This is a genomic window from Streptomyces sp. NPDC058284, from assembly GCF_042881135.1.
Taxonomy (GTDB): Bacteria; Actinomycetota; Actinomycetes; order Streptomycetales; family Streptomycetaceae; genus Streptomyces.
Genome location: NZ_JBHVYE010000002.1, coordinates 257,214 through 273,081, shown reverse-complemented (window position 1 = coordinate 273,081; position 15,868 = coordinate 257,214). Strand labels below are relative to the sequence as shown.

The 15,868-nt window shown below is 75.4% G+C and carries 15 protein-coding genes; 12 read left to right on the top strand and 3 right to left on the bottom strand.

The genetic code is table 11. From position 1 onward, the window contains the following. Nucleotides 1-8: 8 nt before the first annotated feature. Together ACFVYR_RS04495 and ACFVYR_RS04490 are read right to left on the bottom strand one after the other, a co-directional pair. The gene (locus ACFVYR_RS04495; protein WP_384248393.1) at nt 9-485 is read right to left on the bottom strand and encodes a Clp protease N-terminal domain-containing protein; all 477 of its coding nucleotides are present in this window, start codon (nt 483-485) and stop codon (nt 9-11) included. Next, on the bottom strand, nt 472-732 hold the full coding sequence (locus tag ACFVYR_RS04490) for a hypothetical protein (protein ID WP_384248391.1): 261 nt from the start codon (nt 730-732) through the stop codon (nt 472-474). Before ACFVYR_RS04490 ends, ACFVYR_RS04495 begins: the two co-directional genes overlap by 14 nt. Before the next feature lie 168 nt (nt 733-900). On the opposite strand from ACFVYR_RS04490, the gene ACFVYR_RS04485 reads away from it, so the two are divergent. From ACFVYR_RS04485 to ACFVYR_RS04430, 12 genes are all read left to right on the top strand, one after another. Then, complete coding sequence (locus ACFVYR_RS04485) at nt 901-1,617, top strand: phosphodiesterase (protein ID WP_384248390.1); 717 nt, start codon at nt 901-903, stop codon at nt 1,615-1,617. A 304-nt stretch (nt 1,618-1,921) separates the two neighbouring features. Then, nucleotides 1,922-2,275, top strand: a complete 354-nt coding sequence (locus tag ACFVYR_RS04480) for a DUF6479 family protein (protein WP_384248389.1) — start codon at nt 1,922-1,924, stop codon at nt 2,273-2,275. Nucleotides 2,276-2,732: 457 nt separating this feature from the next. After that, a complete protein-coding gene (locus ACFVYR_RS04475; protein WP_384248387.1) occupies nt 2,733-3,734 on the top strand; it encodes an NAD-dependent epimerase/dehydratase family protein in 1,002 nt (333 codons plus the stop codon). 148 nt (nt 3,735-3,882) lie between these two features. Further along, nucleotides 3,883-5,544, top strand: coding sequence for a carbamoyltransferase (locus ACFVYR_RS04470; RefSeq protein WP_384248386.1), 1,662 nt, complete (start codon nt 3,883-3,885; stop codon nt 5,542-5,544). Next, complete coding sequence (locus ACFVYR_RS04465) at nt 5,544-6,644, top strand: glycosyltransferase family 2 protein (protein WP_384248385.1); 1,101 nt, start codon at nt 5,544-5,546, stop codon at nt 6,642-6,644. Before ACFVYR_RS04470 ends, ACFVYR_RS04465 begins: the two co-directional genes overlap by 1 nt. Continuing rightward, nucleotides 6,641-7,378 carry a D-glycero-alpha-D-manno-heptose-1,7-bisphosphate 7-phosphatase gene (locus ACFVYR_RS04460; protein ID WP_384248383.1) on the top strand — a complete coding sequence of 246 codons (738 nt, stop codon included), beginning with the start codon at nt 6,641-6,643 and terminating at the stop codon, nt 7,376-7,378. The genes ACFVYR_RS04465 and ACFVYR_RS04460 overlap by 4 nt, the downstream gene beginning before the upstream one ends. Then, nucleotides 7,375-8,532 carry a glycosyltransferase family 9 protein gene (locus ACFVYR_RS04455; RefSeq protein WP_384248382.1) on the top strand — a complete coding sequence of 386 codons (1,158 nt, stop codon included), beginning with the start codon at nt 7,375-7,377 and terminating at the stop codon, nt 8,530-8,532. The genes ACFVYR_RS04460 and ACFVYR_RS04455 overlap by 4 nt, the downstream gene beginning before the upstream one ends. Beyond that, nucleotides 8,529-9,494: a glycosyltransferase gene (locus ACFVYR_RS04450; protein WP_384248381.1), complete on the top strand. Its 966-nt coding sequence runs from the start codon at nt 8,529-8,531 to the stop codon at nt 9,492-9,494. The genes ACFVYR_RS04455 and ACFVYR_RS04450 overlap by 4 nt, the downstream gene beginning before the upstream one ends. Further along, a complete protein-coding gene (locus tag ACFVYR_RS04445; RefSeq protein ID WP_384248379.1) occupies nt 9,491-10,777 on the top strand; it encodes a glycosyltransferase in 1,287 nt (428 codons plus the stop codon). The genes ACFVYR_RS04450 and ACFVYR_RS04445 overlap by 4 nt, the downstream gene beginning before the upstream one ends. A gap of 167 nt (nt 10,778-10,944) precedes the next feature. Further along, nucleotides 10,945-11,595 carry an SIS domain-containing protein gene (locus ACFVYR_RS04440; RefSeq protein WP_384248378.1) on the top strand — a complete coding sequence of 217 codons (651 nt, stop codon included), beginning with the start codon at nt 10,945-10,947 and terminating at the stop codon, nt 11,593-11,595. Then, nucleotides 11,592-13,004: a D-glycero-beta-D-manno-heptose 1-phosphate adenylyltransferase gene (rfaE2, locus tag ACFVYR_RS04435; protein ID WP_384248376.1), complete on the top strand. Its 1,413-nt coding sequence runs from the start codon at nt 11,592-11,594 to the stop codon at nt 13,002-13,004. Before ACFVYR_RS04440 ends, rfaE2 begins: the two co-directional genes overlap by 4 nt. 19 nt (nt 13,005-13,023) lie before the next feature. Continuing rightward, nucleotides 13,024-14,076: a glycosyltransferase family 9 protein gene (locus ACFVYR_RS04430; protein ID WP_384248375.1), complete on the top strand. Its 1,053-nt coding sequence runs from the start codon at nt 13,024-13,026 to the stop codon at nt 14,074-14,076. A gap of 9 nt (nt 14,077-14,085) precedes the next feature. On the opposite strand, the gene ACFVYR_RS04425 is transcribed toward ACFVYR_RS04430, so the two are convergent. Then, nucleotides 14,086-15,384: an MFS transporter gene (locus ACFVYR_RS04425; protein WP_384248702.1), complete on the bottom strand. Its 1,299-nt coding sequence runs from the start codon at nt 15,382-15,384 to the stop codon at nt 14,086-14,088. Nucleotides 15,385-15,868 lie beyond the last annotated feature (484 nt).

Below are 15,868 nucleotides of genomic sequence, written 5' to 3'. Positions count from 1 at the left end.
TCCAGCGGTCACTGTGACCGGCCGTCCAGCTTCTGCCGCGCGTGGGCCGCCAGTCGGTCCTGGTCGATGCCCGCCAGGGCGAGTGCGCGGGGCACGGTGCCGAACCGGGCGCCCAGGATGCCGAGCAGCAGATGCGTCGACCGCAGGTCCTTCTTGCGGGTGGCGGCGAAGCTCCGGTCCAGCGCGAGTCTGGCGGACGCGCCCATCCTGGGGCGCGGGGTGGAGTGGCTCGGCTTGGGCAGGGCGTAGGAGGTCGCGGACACTCCGACCGCGTTCAGGCTGTGCTCGAACTCCCGGTCCAGCGCCTCACGTACAGCCGTGTGATCGAGTCCGGCCGAAGCCAGGGCATCCCGCGCCGCGGACCCGGGCCCGGCGGCGATCGCCAGCAGGAGATGGTGCGCGTCGACCGTCGCCGATCCGTCCTCGCGGGCTTCCTGCGTCGCCCGTACGACGACCGCGTGCAGATACGCGTCAAACGCGGTCATCGCCGCGCCTCCTCAGCTCGACACCGCTTGCGATGAGCCGCTTTGCGTGCTTCTTGTGGACGGCCTGGCGGGTGACGCCGAGCGCCTCGGAGACCTGCGGCCAGCTCCAGCCCGCTCGCATGGCCTGCTCGACGGCGGCGTCCTCCAGCTGATCGGCGAGGCGCCGCAACGCCACGACTGCCGCCAGGGCGTCAGCGGGCTCCCGGGGGAGGGGAGTTGCGGGTTTCGGGTTCTCTGCGGCGGGCACGTAAGCAACTGTAGTTGACTAACTGGACTGGTCAACCTGTGTTGCTTGTCGCCCGGGCCGGCCCGCGAGGACCGGCATGCCACCGGTGGCCGGAACACGCCGGTTGCGCCCAGACTCAAGAGCAGGCGACCCGCACTCCGTACCGACCCCCTTGCCGAAGGTGCCCGCATGTTTCTGGACAAGATGGCTCACGGAGCCGCCGCCCGGCTGGCCGGGCGGCGCTCGGCACCGGCCCTGCACCCGTACGGTGTGCTCTGCTCCGGGACGCTGGACGTGCCGGGCGGCGCCGGTGGCGAGTGGGGCGTGCCGTGGCTGGACCGGGCCGGTTCCTACCCGGTGTCCGTACGCTGGTCCCGCGCGCTCGGGCTGCCCGGACGGCTGCCCGACGGGCTCGGCCTCGCCGTGCGGGTCCCGGACGCCGACGGGCCGGGCAACCACCTCGACCTGCTGTTCACGTCGAGTGGCTCCGGCCGCCTGGCCCGCCACCTGCCGCTGCCGCGCCCCCGGCCGCTGACGGGACCGTATTCGACCCTGCTCTCCTACCGTGTGGGCGCCCGCCGGCGCGTGCTGGCGGCCTTTCCCGAACCGGGTCCGGCGGGCGGCGCCAGTACGGTGGGCGCGGACCTCGCCGCCCTGCGGCAGGCGATCATCCGCGGACCCGTCCGCTTCGACCTGTGCGCGGCCGCGCCCGACGAGCCCTGGTGCCCCATCGCCACCCTGACCCTCCGGGCGGTACGCGACGACACGCCGAGCGGCACCCTCTCCTACGACCCCTATGCGCACTGCCTTCCCCGGCTCCACCCCACGCGGCGGCTGAGCCGGCTGCGCACCACCGCGTACGCCGGGTCCCGCCGCGGCAGGGGCGGGGAGCGCCCGCGCCGGTGAAGCGACCCTCGCTCGCCGGTGTCACGGTGCTCCCGGGTCGGCCACGAGATCGGCGACGATCCCGTAATGGTCGCTGGCCTGCACGGGGCCTGTCGGGATCTTGTGTGCGGGTGGAACGTGGCTGGTCGCGCAGTTCCCCGCGCCCCTGGCGACCGCCGGTGGTCGGGTCCATGTGGCCGTGCGGCAAGGGAACTCCGGGCGGCCCGTCCGGTAAAAGCGGCTCACCCCCAGACCCCCATTTGCTCGGGAAAACCAGCTAATTTTCCGGCGGGGCGGGTACAAGCCATATATGGACAAGTCTCATATGGAAACGATGGAACTCGCTGTCTCGTCCGGCGCGGCCCTGCTGATGTGGATCGCCGGTCTCGTCGTGGTCGCCGTACTGCTCGGCGCCTTCTTCTGGGGACGACGCGCTCAGGCGCGGGAGACACGCACGGTCAGCCCCGAGGAGCAGCCGAAACGGCCGTATGGCGGCCCGGCGCGGGAGGAGCGGGAGTACCGCGAGCCGGACGAGGTGCCGAAGGACGGCGGCCGGCTCACTCCGTACCAGCTCAAGAACGGGTACGGCACGTCCAGCACGCACCGCAGCCCTTCGCAGGATCCGGCCGACCACAGGAAGGGCGACAGCGGCAGCTTCGGCAGCGGCGGTCTCGGCTGAGCCGCGCCGCCGGTTCACTCCTGGCCGACACCCGTGCGCAATAGCTCGCGCAAGGCCTTTAATAGGCCCCGCCCGCAATAGGTCCGGGCGTCGTCGAGGAAGCGCCACGGAGTGGAATTGCGCATTTCCGCTCAGTGTCCGTCGTGGCGCCTCGTGCCCCCTCGCCCGTGCCCCCGCCGATGCCGGCCGATGCCCGCCATGCCCCGCCGCCCGCGAGGCACGGCGGGCCTTTTCGCGTGCCCCGGCTCACTCCCGCGGCTCACGCCCCGCTCATCCCCGCTCCACACCCTCCGGCCCGGTTTCCGTAGCGGGACCGTCGCCCGGATGGCCCACATCACCGAGCCGTCCGCGCTCACCTGGCAGAGGCTGATCGAGTACTCGACGGCCCGAGCGCCGTGTGTGACCGGAGGTCGGCACCGCACCCGGTACGCCGTCCCCGCGTACGGAGGAGATGTGGATGAGCACAGGGATGAGCGCAGGGACGGGCACAGCCCTGTCGGGGAACTGGGAGCACGCCGTCGTGACTGGCGGCGGAGGATTCGTCGGTTCGCATCTGTGCACCGCGCTCCTGGCCGCGGGCACGGCCGTGACCTGCGTGGACGACTTCAGCACGGGGCGGCCGGAGAACCTCGCGCCGCTCCTCGACCGCCCCGGCTTCCGGCTCATACAGGCCAACGTGGCCGAGGGGATAGCCGTCGAACCCTCCCCGGACCGCAAAACCCCCGACCTCGTCCTCCACTTCGCCTCCCCGGCGTCGCCCGCCGACTACCTGCGACTGCCGCTGCACACCCTGGAGACGGGCAGCCTCGGCACCCGCAACGCCCTGCGACTCGCGCACCGCTGCGGCGCCCGCTTCCTGCTCGCCTCGACGTCGGAGGTCTACGGCGACCCGCAGCAGAATCCGCAGGACGAGCGGTACTGGGGCCATGTCAACCCGGTCGGACCGCGCAGCGTGTACGACGAGGCGAAGCGCTTCGGTGAGGCCCTGACCACCGCCCACGCCGACGCCGAGGGCACCGACACCGGTATCGTGCGGCTGTTCAACACCTACGGGCCCCGGATGCGCGGCCACGACGGCCGGGCGGTGCCGACCTTCGTGCGGCAGGCACTGGACGGCGAGCCGCTGACCGTCACCGGCGACGGCAACCAGACCCGCTCACTGTGCTACGTCGACGACACCGTGCGCGGCATCCTCGCGGCGGCCGCCCACGGCATGCGCGGCCCGGTCAACATCGGCAACCCCACCGAGATCACCATGCTCCAACTGGCGCGCCTCGTCATCGAACTCACCGGCTCGCGCTCGGAGATCCGCTTCATCGACCGTCCGACGGACGACCCGGCGGTGCGCTGCCCGGACATCACGCTCGCCCGCGACAAGCTCGGATGGGAGCCCGAGGTCGCCGCCGAGGAAGGCCTGCGGCGCACCATCGACTGGTTCCGCGACCCAGCGAATCACTGACCGGGGCGGCGCGTACCCGGCGCAGGGCGCCGCGGGAGACCTGTCTGCCCAGACCCAGCTTGGTCATGTTCCCCGTACCGCGGTCCCACCACGTGCACCGCGCATCGGGACACGTGCCAAGGACCGCCGAAAGAATGTCGGATCTTCCATGCGCATCCTCGGAATCAACGCCCTCTTCCACGACCCCGCCGCCGCCCTCGTGATCGACGGCAGGACCGTCGCCGCCGCGGAGGAGGAGCGGTTCTCCCGTCGCAAGCACGGCAAGAGGCCGCTGCCGTTCTCGGCCTGGGAACTGCCCGAGCGGGCCGCCGCCTGGTGCCTGAGCAGGGCCGGTCTGCGGCCCGAGGACCTGGACGCGGTCGCCTACTCCTACGACCCCGAACTCGCCCGCCCCGCCGAGTCGATGGGGCTCGACGACCCCTGGGACCACCTGCGCCAGACGTACGCCAGAGAGGCCCCGAACTTCCTGAAGGCCGCGCTGCCCGGCCTCGACCCCGGCATCGTCCGCTTCGTGCCGCACCACATGGCCCACGCCGCCTCCAGCGCCTTCGCCGCGCCTGACGCGGCGGACTCCTCGGTCCTGGTCCTCGACGGCCGGGGCGAGCGCGCCTCGCACCTCGCCGCGCGACGGGTCCGCGACAAGCTGGAACCGCTCTACGCCCAGGACCTGCCGCACTCTCTCGGCCTCGTCTACGAGGAGCTGACGGACCACCTCGGGTTCCTGCGCTCCTCCGACGAGTTCAAGGTGATGGCCCTCGCCTCCCACGGCACCCCGCGCATGCTCCCCGAACTGCGCAAGCACGTGTATCCGACGGGCGACGGCGGGTTCCGCGCCACCGCAGTGCCGTGGCACGAGCTGTGCCCGCCGCGCGGCGCGGACGAGCCGTGGACGCAGGACCACGCGGACGTCGCCGCGAGCGCCCAGGCCGTCCTTGAGGAGACCCTGCTCGACCTGGCGCGCTGGCTGCACGGCAAGACGCACCACAGCGTGCTCACGCTCGCCGGCGGTGTGGCGCTCAACTGCGTCGCCAACTCCCGTATCGCCCGTGAAGGCCCCTTCTCGCAGGTGTGGGTGCAGCCCGCGGCCGGTGACGCGGGCACGGCGCTCGGCGGCGCGCTGCTGCTCACCGCGGGCGAGGGCGTCCAGCCGGAGCCCATGGCGGGCGCCGACCTCGGCCGCGACTGGTCGGACGCCGAACTGGGCGCCTGGCTGAAGACGGCCGCCGTCACCTTCGAGCGGCCCGCGGACATCGCCGCGACCGTCGCGCAGGCGCTGGCGGAGAACCGGATCGTCGCCTGGTTCCAGGGCCGGTCCGAGTTCGGCCCCCGGGCGCTCGGCCACCGCTCGCTCATGGCCCACCCCGGCCACGCGGGCAACCTGGAGCGGCTGAACGACGTGAAGGGGCGCGAGCAGTTCAGGCCCGTCGCCCCGATGGTGCTCGCCGAGCGCGCCCCGGAGATCTTCGACGGGCCGATGCCCAGCCCGTACATGCTCTTCGTGCACGACGTGGCGGAGCCCTGGCGGGACCGGATCCCGGCCGTCGTCCACGTCGACGGGACGGCCCGCATCCAGACCGTGGACGCGGAGCGCGAGCCGCTGGTCGCCCGCATGCTCGGCGAGTTCGAGCGGCTCACCGGGCTGCCGGTCGTGGTCAACACCAGCCTGAACACGGCGGGCCGCCCCATGGTGGACGACCCGCGCGACGCGCTGGAGTGCTTCGGCTCCTCGCCGGTCGACCTGCTGGCCATCGGCCCGTACGCGATCCGCCGCCAGGACCTCTTCCGCACCTCCGAGGGCGGCGACGCCTGATGGCCGCGTACGAGACGCAGAACGGCGACACCATCGGCGCCGACAGCACATACGCGGTGGTGATCCCCACGCTCGGGCGGCCCAGCCTGAGCGTGACGCTGCGGGCGCTGGCCGATGCGGCGGGGCCCGGACCGGAGCAGGTGATCCTCGTCGACGACCGCCGGGGCCCGGACGCCGGGACTCCGCTGCCGGTCGACGTCCCGGCCGCCCTGCGCGCCGTCACCACGGTGGTGGGCGGCAGGGGCCGCGGCCCCGCCGCGGCGCGCAACACCGGCTGGCGGGCGGCGGAGCGTGTGCCGTGGATCGTCTTCCTCGACGACGACGTGGTGCCGGGGCTCGCCTGGGGCGACGATCTCGCCCTCGATCTCGCCGCGGCCACCGAGGACACCGCGGCGGTCACCGCCCTCATCGACGTACCGCTCCCCGCGGACCGCAGGCCGACGGACTGGGAGCGCAACACCGCCGGGCTCGCCACCGCCCGCTGGATCACCGCCGACATGGCCTACCGCCGCACGGCGCTGGAAGCCGTCAAGGGCTTCGACGAGCGGTTCCGGCGCGCCTTCAGGGAGGACGCCGACCTCGCGCTGCGCGTGCTCGCCGCGGGATGGACGGTGGCCGAGGGAACACGTTCCACCACCCACCCGGTGCGCCCGGCGGGCCGCTGGATCTCCGTCCGCCTCCAGGCGGGCAACGCGGACGACGTGCTCATGACGCGACTGCACGGCGCCGACTGGTGGCACCGCGCCGCCGCGCCGCGCGGCCGGCTGCCCCGGCACGCCGCGGTGACCGCGGCGGCCGCGGGAACCCTCGTCTGCGCCGCGCTCCGCAGGCCCGGGGCCGCCACCGTCTGCGCCGCGGGATGGCTGGCGGGCACCGCCGAGTTCGCTCTCGCCCGGATCGTGCCGGGCCCGCGGGACCGGGCGGAGGTGGCCGCCATGGCGCTGACCAGCGTGCTCATCCCGCCCGCCGCCGTCTGGCACTGGCTGCGCGGGCAGGCCGTGCACCGGCGCGCCGCACCGCACGCCGCGCACCCGGCCGGGCCGGGACACGCCCCGGACCCACCGGTCCGCCCGGCCCACGAGGATCGGGTACGCCGATGAGGCGCCCGGCGCAGGCCCCGCACAGGGGCACCGGCCGCAGGACCGCGCCCTGGCTGATCGACGGCCCCCCGCTGCCCGCGGCGCCCCCGGCCCCGTACGACACCTCGTACGACACCCCGTACGACGGGAACCGGCACCTCCCGGCGGCGGTCCTCTTCGACCGGGACGGGACCCTCGTCGAGGACGTGCCCTACAACGGTGACCCCGCCCTCGTACGGCTGACGCCGGGCGCGCGCGACGCCGTCGACGCCGTCCGGGCGGCGGGCATCCCGGTCGGCGTCGTCAGCAACCAGTCGGGCGTCGCACGCGGCCTGCTGACCCTGTCCCAGGTCGATGCGGTGCGCAGGCGCGTGGACGAACTCCTCGGCCCGTTCTCCGTCTGGGCCATGTGCCCGCACGGACCCGACGACGGATGCGGCTGCCGCAAGCCCGCGCCCGGTCTCGTGCTGGCCGCGTGCGAACGGCTCGGCGTCCCGGCCGGACGCGCCGTCGTCATCGGCGACATCGGCGCCGACCTGGGCGCGGCCCGCGCCGCCGGAGCCCGCGGCGTCCTCGTCCCCACACCCGTCACCCGCGCCGATGAGGTCGAGGCGGCCGACGCCGTGGCCCCCGACCTGCTGACGGCCGTCCGCCTCGTCCTCGACCCGCCGGGAGCGGCCCGCCGCGCGGTGGTCGACCACACGGCGGCCGACCGCGCGGCAGTGGTCCGTGCGGGGGAGGGGGAGCGGCTGTGACCGGAACTCCCACTCTTCCGCGCACCCTCGTCGTACGTCTCGACAGCGCGGGCGACGTGCTCCTCGCCGGGCCCGCCGTACGCGCCGTGGCCGCCGGATCCTCGTACACCGCGCTGCTCTGCGGCCCGCAGGGCGTGGACGCGGGCAGGCTGCTGCCCGGCGTGGACGACGTACTCGTGTACGACGCGCCCTGGGTGGGCCTGGAACCGGCCGGGGTCTCGCGCGAGGCGACGCGCCGGATACTCGACGCGGTGACGGTCCGCCGCTTCGACCGGGCCCTGATCCTCGTCTCCTACCACCAGAGCCCGCTTCCCGTGGCGCTGCTCCTCAAGCTCGCCGGGATCGGCTGGACGGCCGCCGACAGCGAGGACTACCCCGGCGCCCTCCTCGACCTGCGCCACCACAGGATGCCCCACCGCCACGAGGCCGAGGCGGCCCTCGACCTCGCCGAGGCGGGCGGTTTCGCGCTGCCGGACGGCGACGACGGGGCGCTGCGGGTGCGGACTCCGCCCGACACCACGGCCCTCACCGGCAGCGAGCCCTATGTGGTGGTCCACCCCGGAGCCGCCGTGCCCGCCCGTGCCTGGAGCCCGGACCGGGCACGCCGCGCCGTGGCGGCCCTCGCGTCCGCCGGGCACCGGGTGGTGGTCACCGGCGGGCCCGGCGAGCGCGGACTGACCGCGCGGGCCGCCGGGCGGCACGGCCTCGACCTCGGTGGGGCCACCGATCTGCCGCACCTCGCGGGCGTGCTCGCGGGCGCCAGGGCCGCGGTGGTCGGCAACACCGGCCCCGGGCACCTCGCCGCCGCCGTGGGTACCCCCGTCGTCTCGCTGTTCGCGCCGGTGGTGCCGGCCGAGCGCTGGGGGCCGTACGGCGTACGCCACGTCCTGCTCGGCGACCAGCGCGAGCGGTGCGCGGACAGCAGGGCGCGGATCTGCCCGGTACCCGGCCACCCCTGCCTCGACGGCGTCGGCGACGCCGAGGTGCTCGCCGCGGTGGCCGCGCTCGCCGACGACCCGGCCATCCGCCGGACGCGCCCACGGCCAACGGACCCCCGGTCCGGCCTGCCGGCCGGAACGCCCGCCGCACCCAGTGCGTCCGGCACACCCGCTACGCCCGGAACTCCCGGTACGCAACGAGGAGCGACCGTATGAACATCCTGCTGTGGCACGTGCACGGCTCCTGGACGACCTCGTTCGTGCAGGGCCCCCACACCTACCTCGTTCCCGTCACACCGGACCGCGGCCCCGACGGACTCGGCCGGGCCCGCACCTTCGCCTGGCCCGACTCGGTGCGCGAGGTCACGCCCGAGGAGCTGCGCGACGCGCAGGTGGACCTCGTCCTCTTCCAGCGGCCGCACGAACCGGAGCTCGCCGAACGCTGGCTCGGCGGCCGGCGCCCCGGACGCGACGTGCCCGCCGTCTACCTCGAACACAACTCACCGGACGGCGATGTCCCCGACACCCGGCATCCGTGCGCCGACCGCGCCGACCTGACGCTCGTCCACGTCACGCACTTCAACCGGCTGTTCTGGGACAACGGCCGGGCGCGCACCGAAGTCATCGAGCACGGCATCGTCGACCCCGGCCACCAGTACACCGGCCGCCTCGACCGGGCCGCCGTCGTCGTCAACGAACCGGTCAGGCGCGGCCGTCACACCGGCACCGACCTGCTGCCCGCCCTGAGCGAGGCCGCCCCCCTCGACGTCTTCGGCATGCGCACCGAAGGCCTCGCCGCGCACCTGGGCCTCCCCGAGGACCGGTGCCGCACCGCCGACCTCCCGCAGAGCGAACTGCACGCGGCACTCGCCGAGCGCCGCCTGTACCTGCACCCGGTGCGCTGGACCTCCCTCGGGCTCTCCCTGCTTGAGGCCATGCACCTGGGCATGCCGGTCGTGGCGCTCGCCACCACGGAGGCGGTCGAGGCGATCCCGCGCGGCACGGGCACGCTCTCCACCCGCCCCGAGGTGCTCGCGCGGGCCGCCCGCCACTACCTCGCGGAACCGGACGCCGCGGCCGAGGACGGCGCCCGCGCCCGCCAGGCCGCCCTCGAAAGGTACGGACTCAAGCGCTTCCTCGACGACTGGGAGCGCGTGCTGACGGAGGCGATCGCATGACCTCGACCCTCGGCCCCCTCGACTCCGGCGCCCTCGGCGCGGAGCCCGTCGGCCCCGGAGTGCTGTCGATCGCGCTCGTCTCGGAACACGCGAGTCCGCTCGCCGCGCTCGGCGGCGTGGACGCCGGCGGGCAGAACGTCCACGTCGCCTGCCTCGCGGGCGCGCTCGCCGACCGCGGCCACCGGGTGACCGTCTACACCCGCCGCGACACACCCGACCTGCCCGAACGCGTCGCCCTGCGGCCGGGCGTCGAGGTGCACCACGTGCCCGCGGGGCCGCCCGAGCAGATCCCCAAGGACGAACTCCTGCCCCACATGCCGGAGTTCGGCCGCCATCTCGTACGCACCTGGCGCAACCGGCCGCCCGATCTGGTCCACTCGCACTTCTGGATGTCCGGCCTCGCCTCGCTGCGCGCCACGCGCGAACTGGGCCTGCCCCTGCTGCACACGTACCACGCCCTCGGCACCGTGAAGCGGCGCCACCAGCAGCTCGCCGACCCCAGCCCGCCCAAGCGGATCTCCCTGGAGCGCGAGGTCGGCCTCGGCTGCGACCGGGTCATCGCCACCTGCCGCGACGAGGTCGCCGAACTCGGCAGGATGGGCGTACGCGCCGCCAAGGTCGGCGTCGTGCCGTGCGGCGTCGACACGGAGCTGTTCACCCCGCGCGGACCGGTCGCCGAGCGGGGCGCCCACCGCCACCAGGTGCTCCAACTCGGCCGCCTCGTACCGCGCAAGGGGGCGGCGGTCTCCATCGCCGCGCTGGCCCGACTGCCCGAGACCGAACTGCTCGTGGTCGGCGGCCCGCCCGCCGACCGGCTGGCCGACGACCCGGAGGTACGCAGGCTGCGCGCGCTGGCCCGCGAGGCGGGCGTCGCCGACCGGGTCCGCTTCACCGGCGGCGTACCGAGCACCGACGTGCCGCCGCTGCTGCGCGCGGCCGACGTCGTGCTCTGCCCCGCCGACTACGAACCGTTCGGCATCGTCCCCCTGGAGGCGATGGCGTGCGGCCGACCGGTCGTCGCCAGCGCGGTCGGCGGCCAGCTGGACACGGTCGCCGACCCCGCCACCGGCCGCCTCGTCCCGCCCCGCGACCCCGAGGCGCTGGCCCGCGCCGTCGCCGAACTCCTCGCCGATCCCGCGCTCCGCGAGGCGAGCGGCGAGGCGGGGCGGCGCAGGGTCCTGCGCCGGTACGGCTGGGACCGCGTGGCGGCGGCCACGGAGGCGGCCTACTGCGAAGTCCTGGACGCGAAGCCCGCGGTCGTGACGGGGGTGGGGGCGGTGTGAGGGGCGGGGAGCCCGGCGCCGGGCTCCCGACCGTGGCCCCGGCCGCCCTTCACCGACCCACGTGCGGCACCGACGCACCGATGACCTGACACCTCGCCACCTCGCCCCCAACCCCCGAAGGAGGTGCGGGCCCCCGCCGTCCTCGTGGCGCGGCATGCCCGATCCGTATGAGTGAATCCCCCGCACTCGACGCCGCGCATCTGCACTGCCGGTCGCTGGAGCAAGCACTCGGCCGGCTGCGCAGGGACGGGCTCGGCCGGCTGGCGGAGTGGGGCGGGCGGCTCGCCGCCGCGCTGCCCGCCGGGAGCAGGCTCCTCGCCGCGGGCAACGGCGGCAGCGCCGCCCAGGCCCAGCACCTGACCGCCGAACTGGTGGGCCGCTACCGCAAGGAACGGCCCGCGTACTCGGCGATCTCCCTGCACGCGGAGACCTCCAGCATGACCGCCATCGGCAACGACTACGGATTCGACCACGTGTTCGCCCGCCAGGTCTCCGCCCACGGCAGACCCGGCGACATCCTCATCCTGCTGTCCACCTCGGGCCGCAGCGCCAACCTGATCACGGCGGCGGTGACGGGCCGGGCCGCCGGGCTGCGCGTCTGGGCGCTCACCGGGCCCGGACCGAACCCGCTGGGGGAGGCCGCCGACGACGCGCTGCACATCGAAGGCGAGACCACGGCGACCGTGCAGGAGGCCCACCTCGTCGCCGTGCACCTGCTGTGCGAGGCCTTCGACGCGGCGCTCGGCGAACCCGTCGTGGCCACCGCGGGCCGCATCGCGCCCCGCGACGTCGTCCGCGTCAACGGGAGCCTCTCGTGACCCGGCCGAAGCCTCTCGTGGTCGTCGGGGACGTCCTGCTCGACGAGGACATCGAGGGCGACGCCACCCGGCTCGCCCCGGACGCCCCCGCCCCCGTGGTCGACGTCACCGGCGACCGGCGCCACCCCGGCGGCGCGGGCCTGGCCGCCGCGCTCGCGGCACGCGGCGGGCGCGACGTGACCCTGGTGACCGCACTGGGCGACGACCCCGCGAGCGAAGCCGTACGCCGCGAACTCAGCGGCCGGGTAAGGCTGGTGGAGATTCCGCTGCACGGCACGCTGCCGGTCAAGACGCGCGTCCTGGCGTCCGGCCGCCCGCTGGTGCGCATCGACAGGGGCGGCGGCATACCGGGCGAGCCCGACGGCGCGGTGCGGGACGCGCTGGCCGGGGCGCACGCCGTCCTCGTCGCGGACTACGGACGGCACACCGCGAGCGCCGTACGCGAGCACCTGGCGGCCGTCGCCCCCCGCACCCCGCTCGTCTGGGACCCCCACCCCAAGGGCGACGCCCCCGTGCCGGGCGCGCGGCTCGTCACCCCCAACGCGGCCGAGACCCGCGCCCTGTGCCCCGGCGACGACGAGACGCTGCGCGCGTACGCCGCCCGGGGCGCCGAGCTTGCGGACCGCTGGCGGGTCGGCGGCGTCGCCGTCACCCTGGGCGAGCGCGGCGTCCTGCTCACCAGGCCGGGCTCCGGTACGCCGATGCTCGTGCCGTCGCCGTACCGCGCCACCGGCGACCCGTGCGGCGCGGGCGACTGCTTCGCCGCGACGACGGCCGTGGCGCTCGCCGACGGGGCGCTCCCGGAGGAGGCCCTGCAGCGGGCCGTCGCCGAGGCCGCCGCGTTCGTGTCGGCGGGCGGCGCCACCAACCCCGACCTGTGGCGCACGGCGCCCACGGACGGCGCCGCGGACGAATCCGGCGGCGAACCCGGCGACGACGCGTTCGCCCTGGCCGAACGGGTGCGGGCGCGCGGTGGCACGGTGGTGGCGACCGGCGGCTGCTTCGACCTCCTGCACGCGGGCCACGTGGGCCTGCTCGAGAGCGCCCGGCGCATCGGCGACTGCCTGATCGTCTGCCTCAACTCCGACGCGTCGCTCACCCGCCGCAAGGGCCCCGGGCGCCCGCTCAACCGGGAGGCGGACCGCGTCCGCGTCCTTGAGGCGCTCGGCAGCGTCGACGCCGTGGCCGTCTTCGCCGAGGACACCCCGCGCGAACTGCTCGGCAGGCTGCGGCCCGACGTATGGGTCAAGGGCGGCGACTACTCCGTCCAGGACCTCCCCGAGGCGCAGACCCTGAGCGCGTGGGGCGGGCAGGCCGTCGTCCTGCCCTACCTCGACGGCCGCTCCACGACCCTGCTCGCCCGCAGGGCCGCCGAGTCCGCCACGCCGCCCCGGCCGTCCGCACCCTGAGCCGAGAGGCACCCCGACCGTGAGCGAAGAGACCACACGGCCACCGCGCCCCGCCGCCCCGACGACGGACCGCCCCCGCGTGCTGGTGCTGCGGGCGCTCGGACTCGGTGACCTGCTGACCGTCGTACCGGCGCTGCGCGCCCTGCGGCGGCGGCTGCCCGGCCACGAACTCGTGCTGGCCGCGCCCGAGCGGCTGACCGCACCCGCCCTGGCGACAGGACTGGTCGACCGGCTGCTGCCCGCGTCCGCCGCGGCTCGTGCGGTGCCCGAGCACCTCGCCTGGCCGGATCCGCCCCCCGACTACGCCGTCGACCTGCACGGCAACGGCCCGCCCAGCCACCTGCTGCTGCACCGGCTGCGCCCCCGCAAACTCCTGGCGTACGCGCATCCGCAGACGCCCGGCATCGAGGGGCCCGTCTGGCGGGACGACGAGCACGAGCGGGAGCGGTGGTGCCGGCTGCTGTCCTGGTACGGCATCGAGGCCGACCCCGCGGACGTACGGATCCCGCCGCCCGCGACGCCCTCCCCGGCGCCGGGCGCGGTGGTCCTCCACCCGGGCGCCGACGCCGGAGCCCGCCGCTGGCCGCCCGAGCGGTTCGCCGCCGTGGCGCGCGGGCTCGCGGCCCGCGGGCACCGGATCGTGGTGACGGCCGGGGCGGGCGAGGGGACGACCGCGCGGTACGTGGCGTCAGAGGCGGGGCTGGCGGGCGACGCGGTGCTCGGCGGCGCCGCCGACGTGCCGTTCGACCAGCTGACGGCGCTCGTGGCGCACGCCCGCTGCGTCATTGTCGGGGACACCGGCCTCGCCCACCTGGCGACGGCGCTCGGCACGCCGTCGGTCGTCCTGTTCGGCCCGGTGGCGCCCCGCCTGTGGGGTCCTCCGGCGGACGCCCGCCACCGGGTCCTGTGGCACCCGGACGGCGACGACGCGGCCCGCCCCGGCGACGCGCACGGGCGCCTGCCGGACGATCGGCTGCTGCGGATCACCCCCGAGGAGGTCCTCACGGCGGCACGGGACCTGACGGAGCCGCATCCGCGCACGGCCCCGGCGGCCACCCGGCCGGGGAGATGACGCGGGCTCTCAGGCCGCCGCGCCCAGCGCCGACCGCTTGGCGGCGTCCCGTTCCGTTGTCGGCAGCAGCACCGGTTCCGTGCTCCCGCGCCTGCGCAGGACGAAGCCCGCTCCGATCGAACCGGCGATGATCAGGCCGCCGGACACCAGGGCACCGCGGGCGCCCACCAGCTCCATGAGGAGGCCGAGCGCGGGCGGGCCGCCGAGGCCCCAGGCCGTGCTGACGCTGCCCCACACGCCGAGCACGCGGCCCCGCAGGTGGGCGGGCGGGTCGGTCTGCAGGACGGTCGTGCCCGCGGTGTCGGAGACGGACTCGACCACGGCCATCGGCAGGACGAGGACCAGCAGGACGGCGAACGAGGGCGAGAACCCCGCGACCACCTGGAGCAGCGCGCCGGCGGCGGCCAGCGTGCCGACGAGCCGCACGGACGGCTTGCGCAGCCGGGCGCCGAGAACGGCGCCGATGATGCCTCCGACGGCGAGCACGGTGGAGACCGTGCCGAACGATCCCGCGCCCCCGGCCAGTGGCCCGGTGACGAGCACGGCCAGGGTGAGGTTGTAGTTCCGGCCGAAGACCGCGCTGACACCGGTGACGCCCGCGAGGGCCACGAGCCGGGGCCGCCGCATGAAGTACGCGATGCCCTGGCGGACGGTCATGTTCTCGCCGACCGTCATGGGGGCGCTGGGGGTGGGCCCGCTCGGCGCGGGGCCGGTCGGTACGGGGGCGACGGACCGGTCGGCGCCGGCCTGCCGCAGCGCCCCGTACGCGGGACGCAGGAAGGGGATGACCGCGGCGACGAAGAGGAACGACACGCCATTGGCGGCGTAGGCGGCGGCCGTGCCGAGGAAGCCGACCGTGACACCGCCGAGTGCGGCACCGGCGAGGCGGCCCGCGCTGTGGACGAGCGAGCCCACGCCGATGGCGGAGGGAACGTCCTCCGGCGGCACGAGGTCGTTGCCGAGGAGGGCGCAGGCGGGTCCGTCGACCGTGGCGATGACGCCCGTGACGCCGGCCAGCACCATGAGTACGGTCAGGTCGAGCCCGCCGGTCGCCACGAGGACGGCCGTGGTGAAGGCGATGGCGCCCAGCAGGGCCTGGCTGACCGAGGCGGTGAGCTTGCGGGGCCAGCGGTCCACGGCGGCGCCGCCGACCAGGCTCATGAGCAGCGCGGGCGCGGCCTGCACCGACATGGAGAGGCCGGTGGCGGCGGCGGACCCGGTGATCTGCAGCACCAGCAGGTTCTGCACGGTGAGCTGCATCCAGGTGCCGGCGTTCGACACGAAGTTGGCGACGGACCACCAGCGCATGCTGCGGTACCGCAGGGATCGCCAGGGCGAGCGCGAGGCGGAAGCGCCGTTCTCGACGGCGGAGGAATGCTCGGGCACGGACGGGGCAGGGGAGGCAGGGGGAGAAGGCGGGGCGGAAGGCGCGGGAGAGGAAGACACAGAGGCACTCGAAGACTCGGGGTGAGCCCGCAGGGACTCAAGGGGAGGTCTCGGCGGGAGTTCGGGACCGGCTGCGTTGCGCGGTCACTCCACCGGATCTGTCGGGGGCACCGCGCTGTGGGGGAGGCGTCGGCAGGGCGCGTCGAGTGACGCGTGGACGCTCCGGAGTACGGCGACGACCATCGTGGCAGACGGGATCGCCGTGCCTCGGGACGGCTCGGCCATCCGCACCGCCGAAAGCCCCCAACTGCCGCCCGCCTGACGGGATGTGGCGCTTCTGGTGTGCTTGCTCACACGCTTCTCGCGCGGGGGCGCGGCCCGCGATTCCGGCCCGTCGGCGGTGACG

Coding starts and splice junctions, on each gene's coding strand:
- ACFVYR_RS04440 (WP_384248378.1), top strand. CDS start 10,945: ATGAGTGAATCCCCCGCACTCGACGCCGCGCATCTGCACTGCCGGTCG.
- ACFVYR_RS04495 (WP_384248393.1), bottom strand. CDS start 485: ATGACCGCGTTTGACGCGTATCTGCACGCGGTCGTCGTACGGGCGACG.
- ACFVYR_RS04480 (WP_384248389.1), top strand. CDS start 1,922: ATGGAAACGATGGAACTCGCTGTCTCGTCCGGCGCGGCCCTGCTGATG.
- ACFVYR_RS04445 (WP_384248379.1), top strand. CDS start 9,491: ATGACCTCGACCCTCGGCCCCCTCGACTCCGGCGCCCTCGGCGCGGAG.
- ACFVYR_RS04460 (WP_384248383.1), top strand. CDS start 6,641: ATGAGGCGCCCGGCGCAGGCCCCGCACAGGGGCACCGGCCGCAGGACC.
- ACFVYR_RS04465 (WP_384248385.1), top strand. CDS start 5,544: ATGGCCGCGTACGAGACGCAGAACGGCGACACCATCGGCGCCGACAGC.
- ACFVYR_RS04450 (WP_384248381.1), top strand. CDS start 8,529: ATGAACATCCTGCTGTGGCACGTGCACGGCTCCTGGACGACCTCGTTC.
- ACFVYR_RS04425 (WP_384248702.1), bottom strand. CDS start 15,384: ATGCGCTGGTGGTCCGTCGCCAACTTCGTGTCGAACGCCGGCACCTGG.
- ACFVYR_RS04470 (WP_384248386.1), top strand. CDS start 3,883: ATGCGCATCCTCGGAATCAACGCCCTCTTCCACGACCCCGCCGCCGCC.
- ACFVYR_RS04485 (WP_384248390.1), top strand. CDS start 901: ATGTTTCTGGACAAGATGGCTCACGGAGCCGCCGCCCGGCTGGCCGGG.
- ACFVYR_RS04475 (WP_384248387.1), top strand. CDS start 2,733: ATGAGCACAGGGATGAGCGCAGGGACGGGCACAGCCCTGTCGGGGAAC.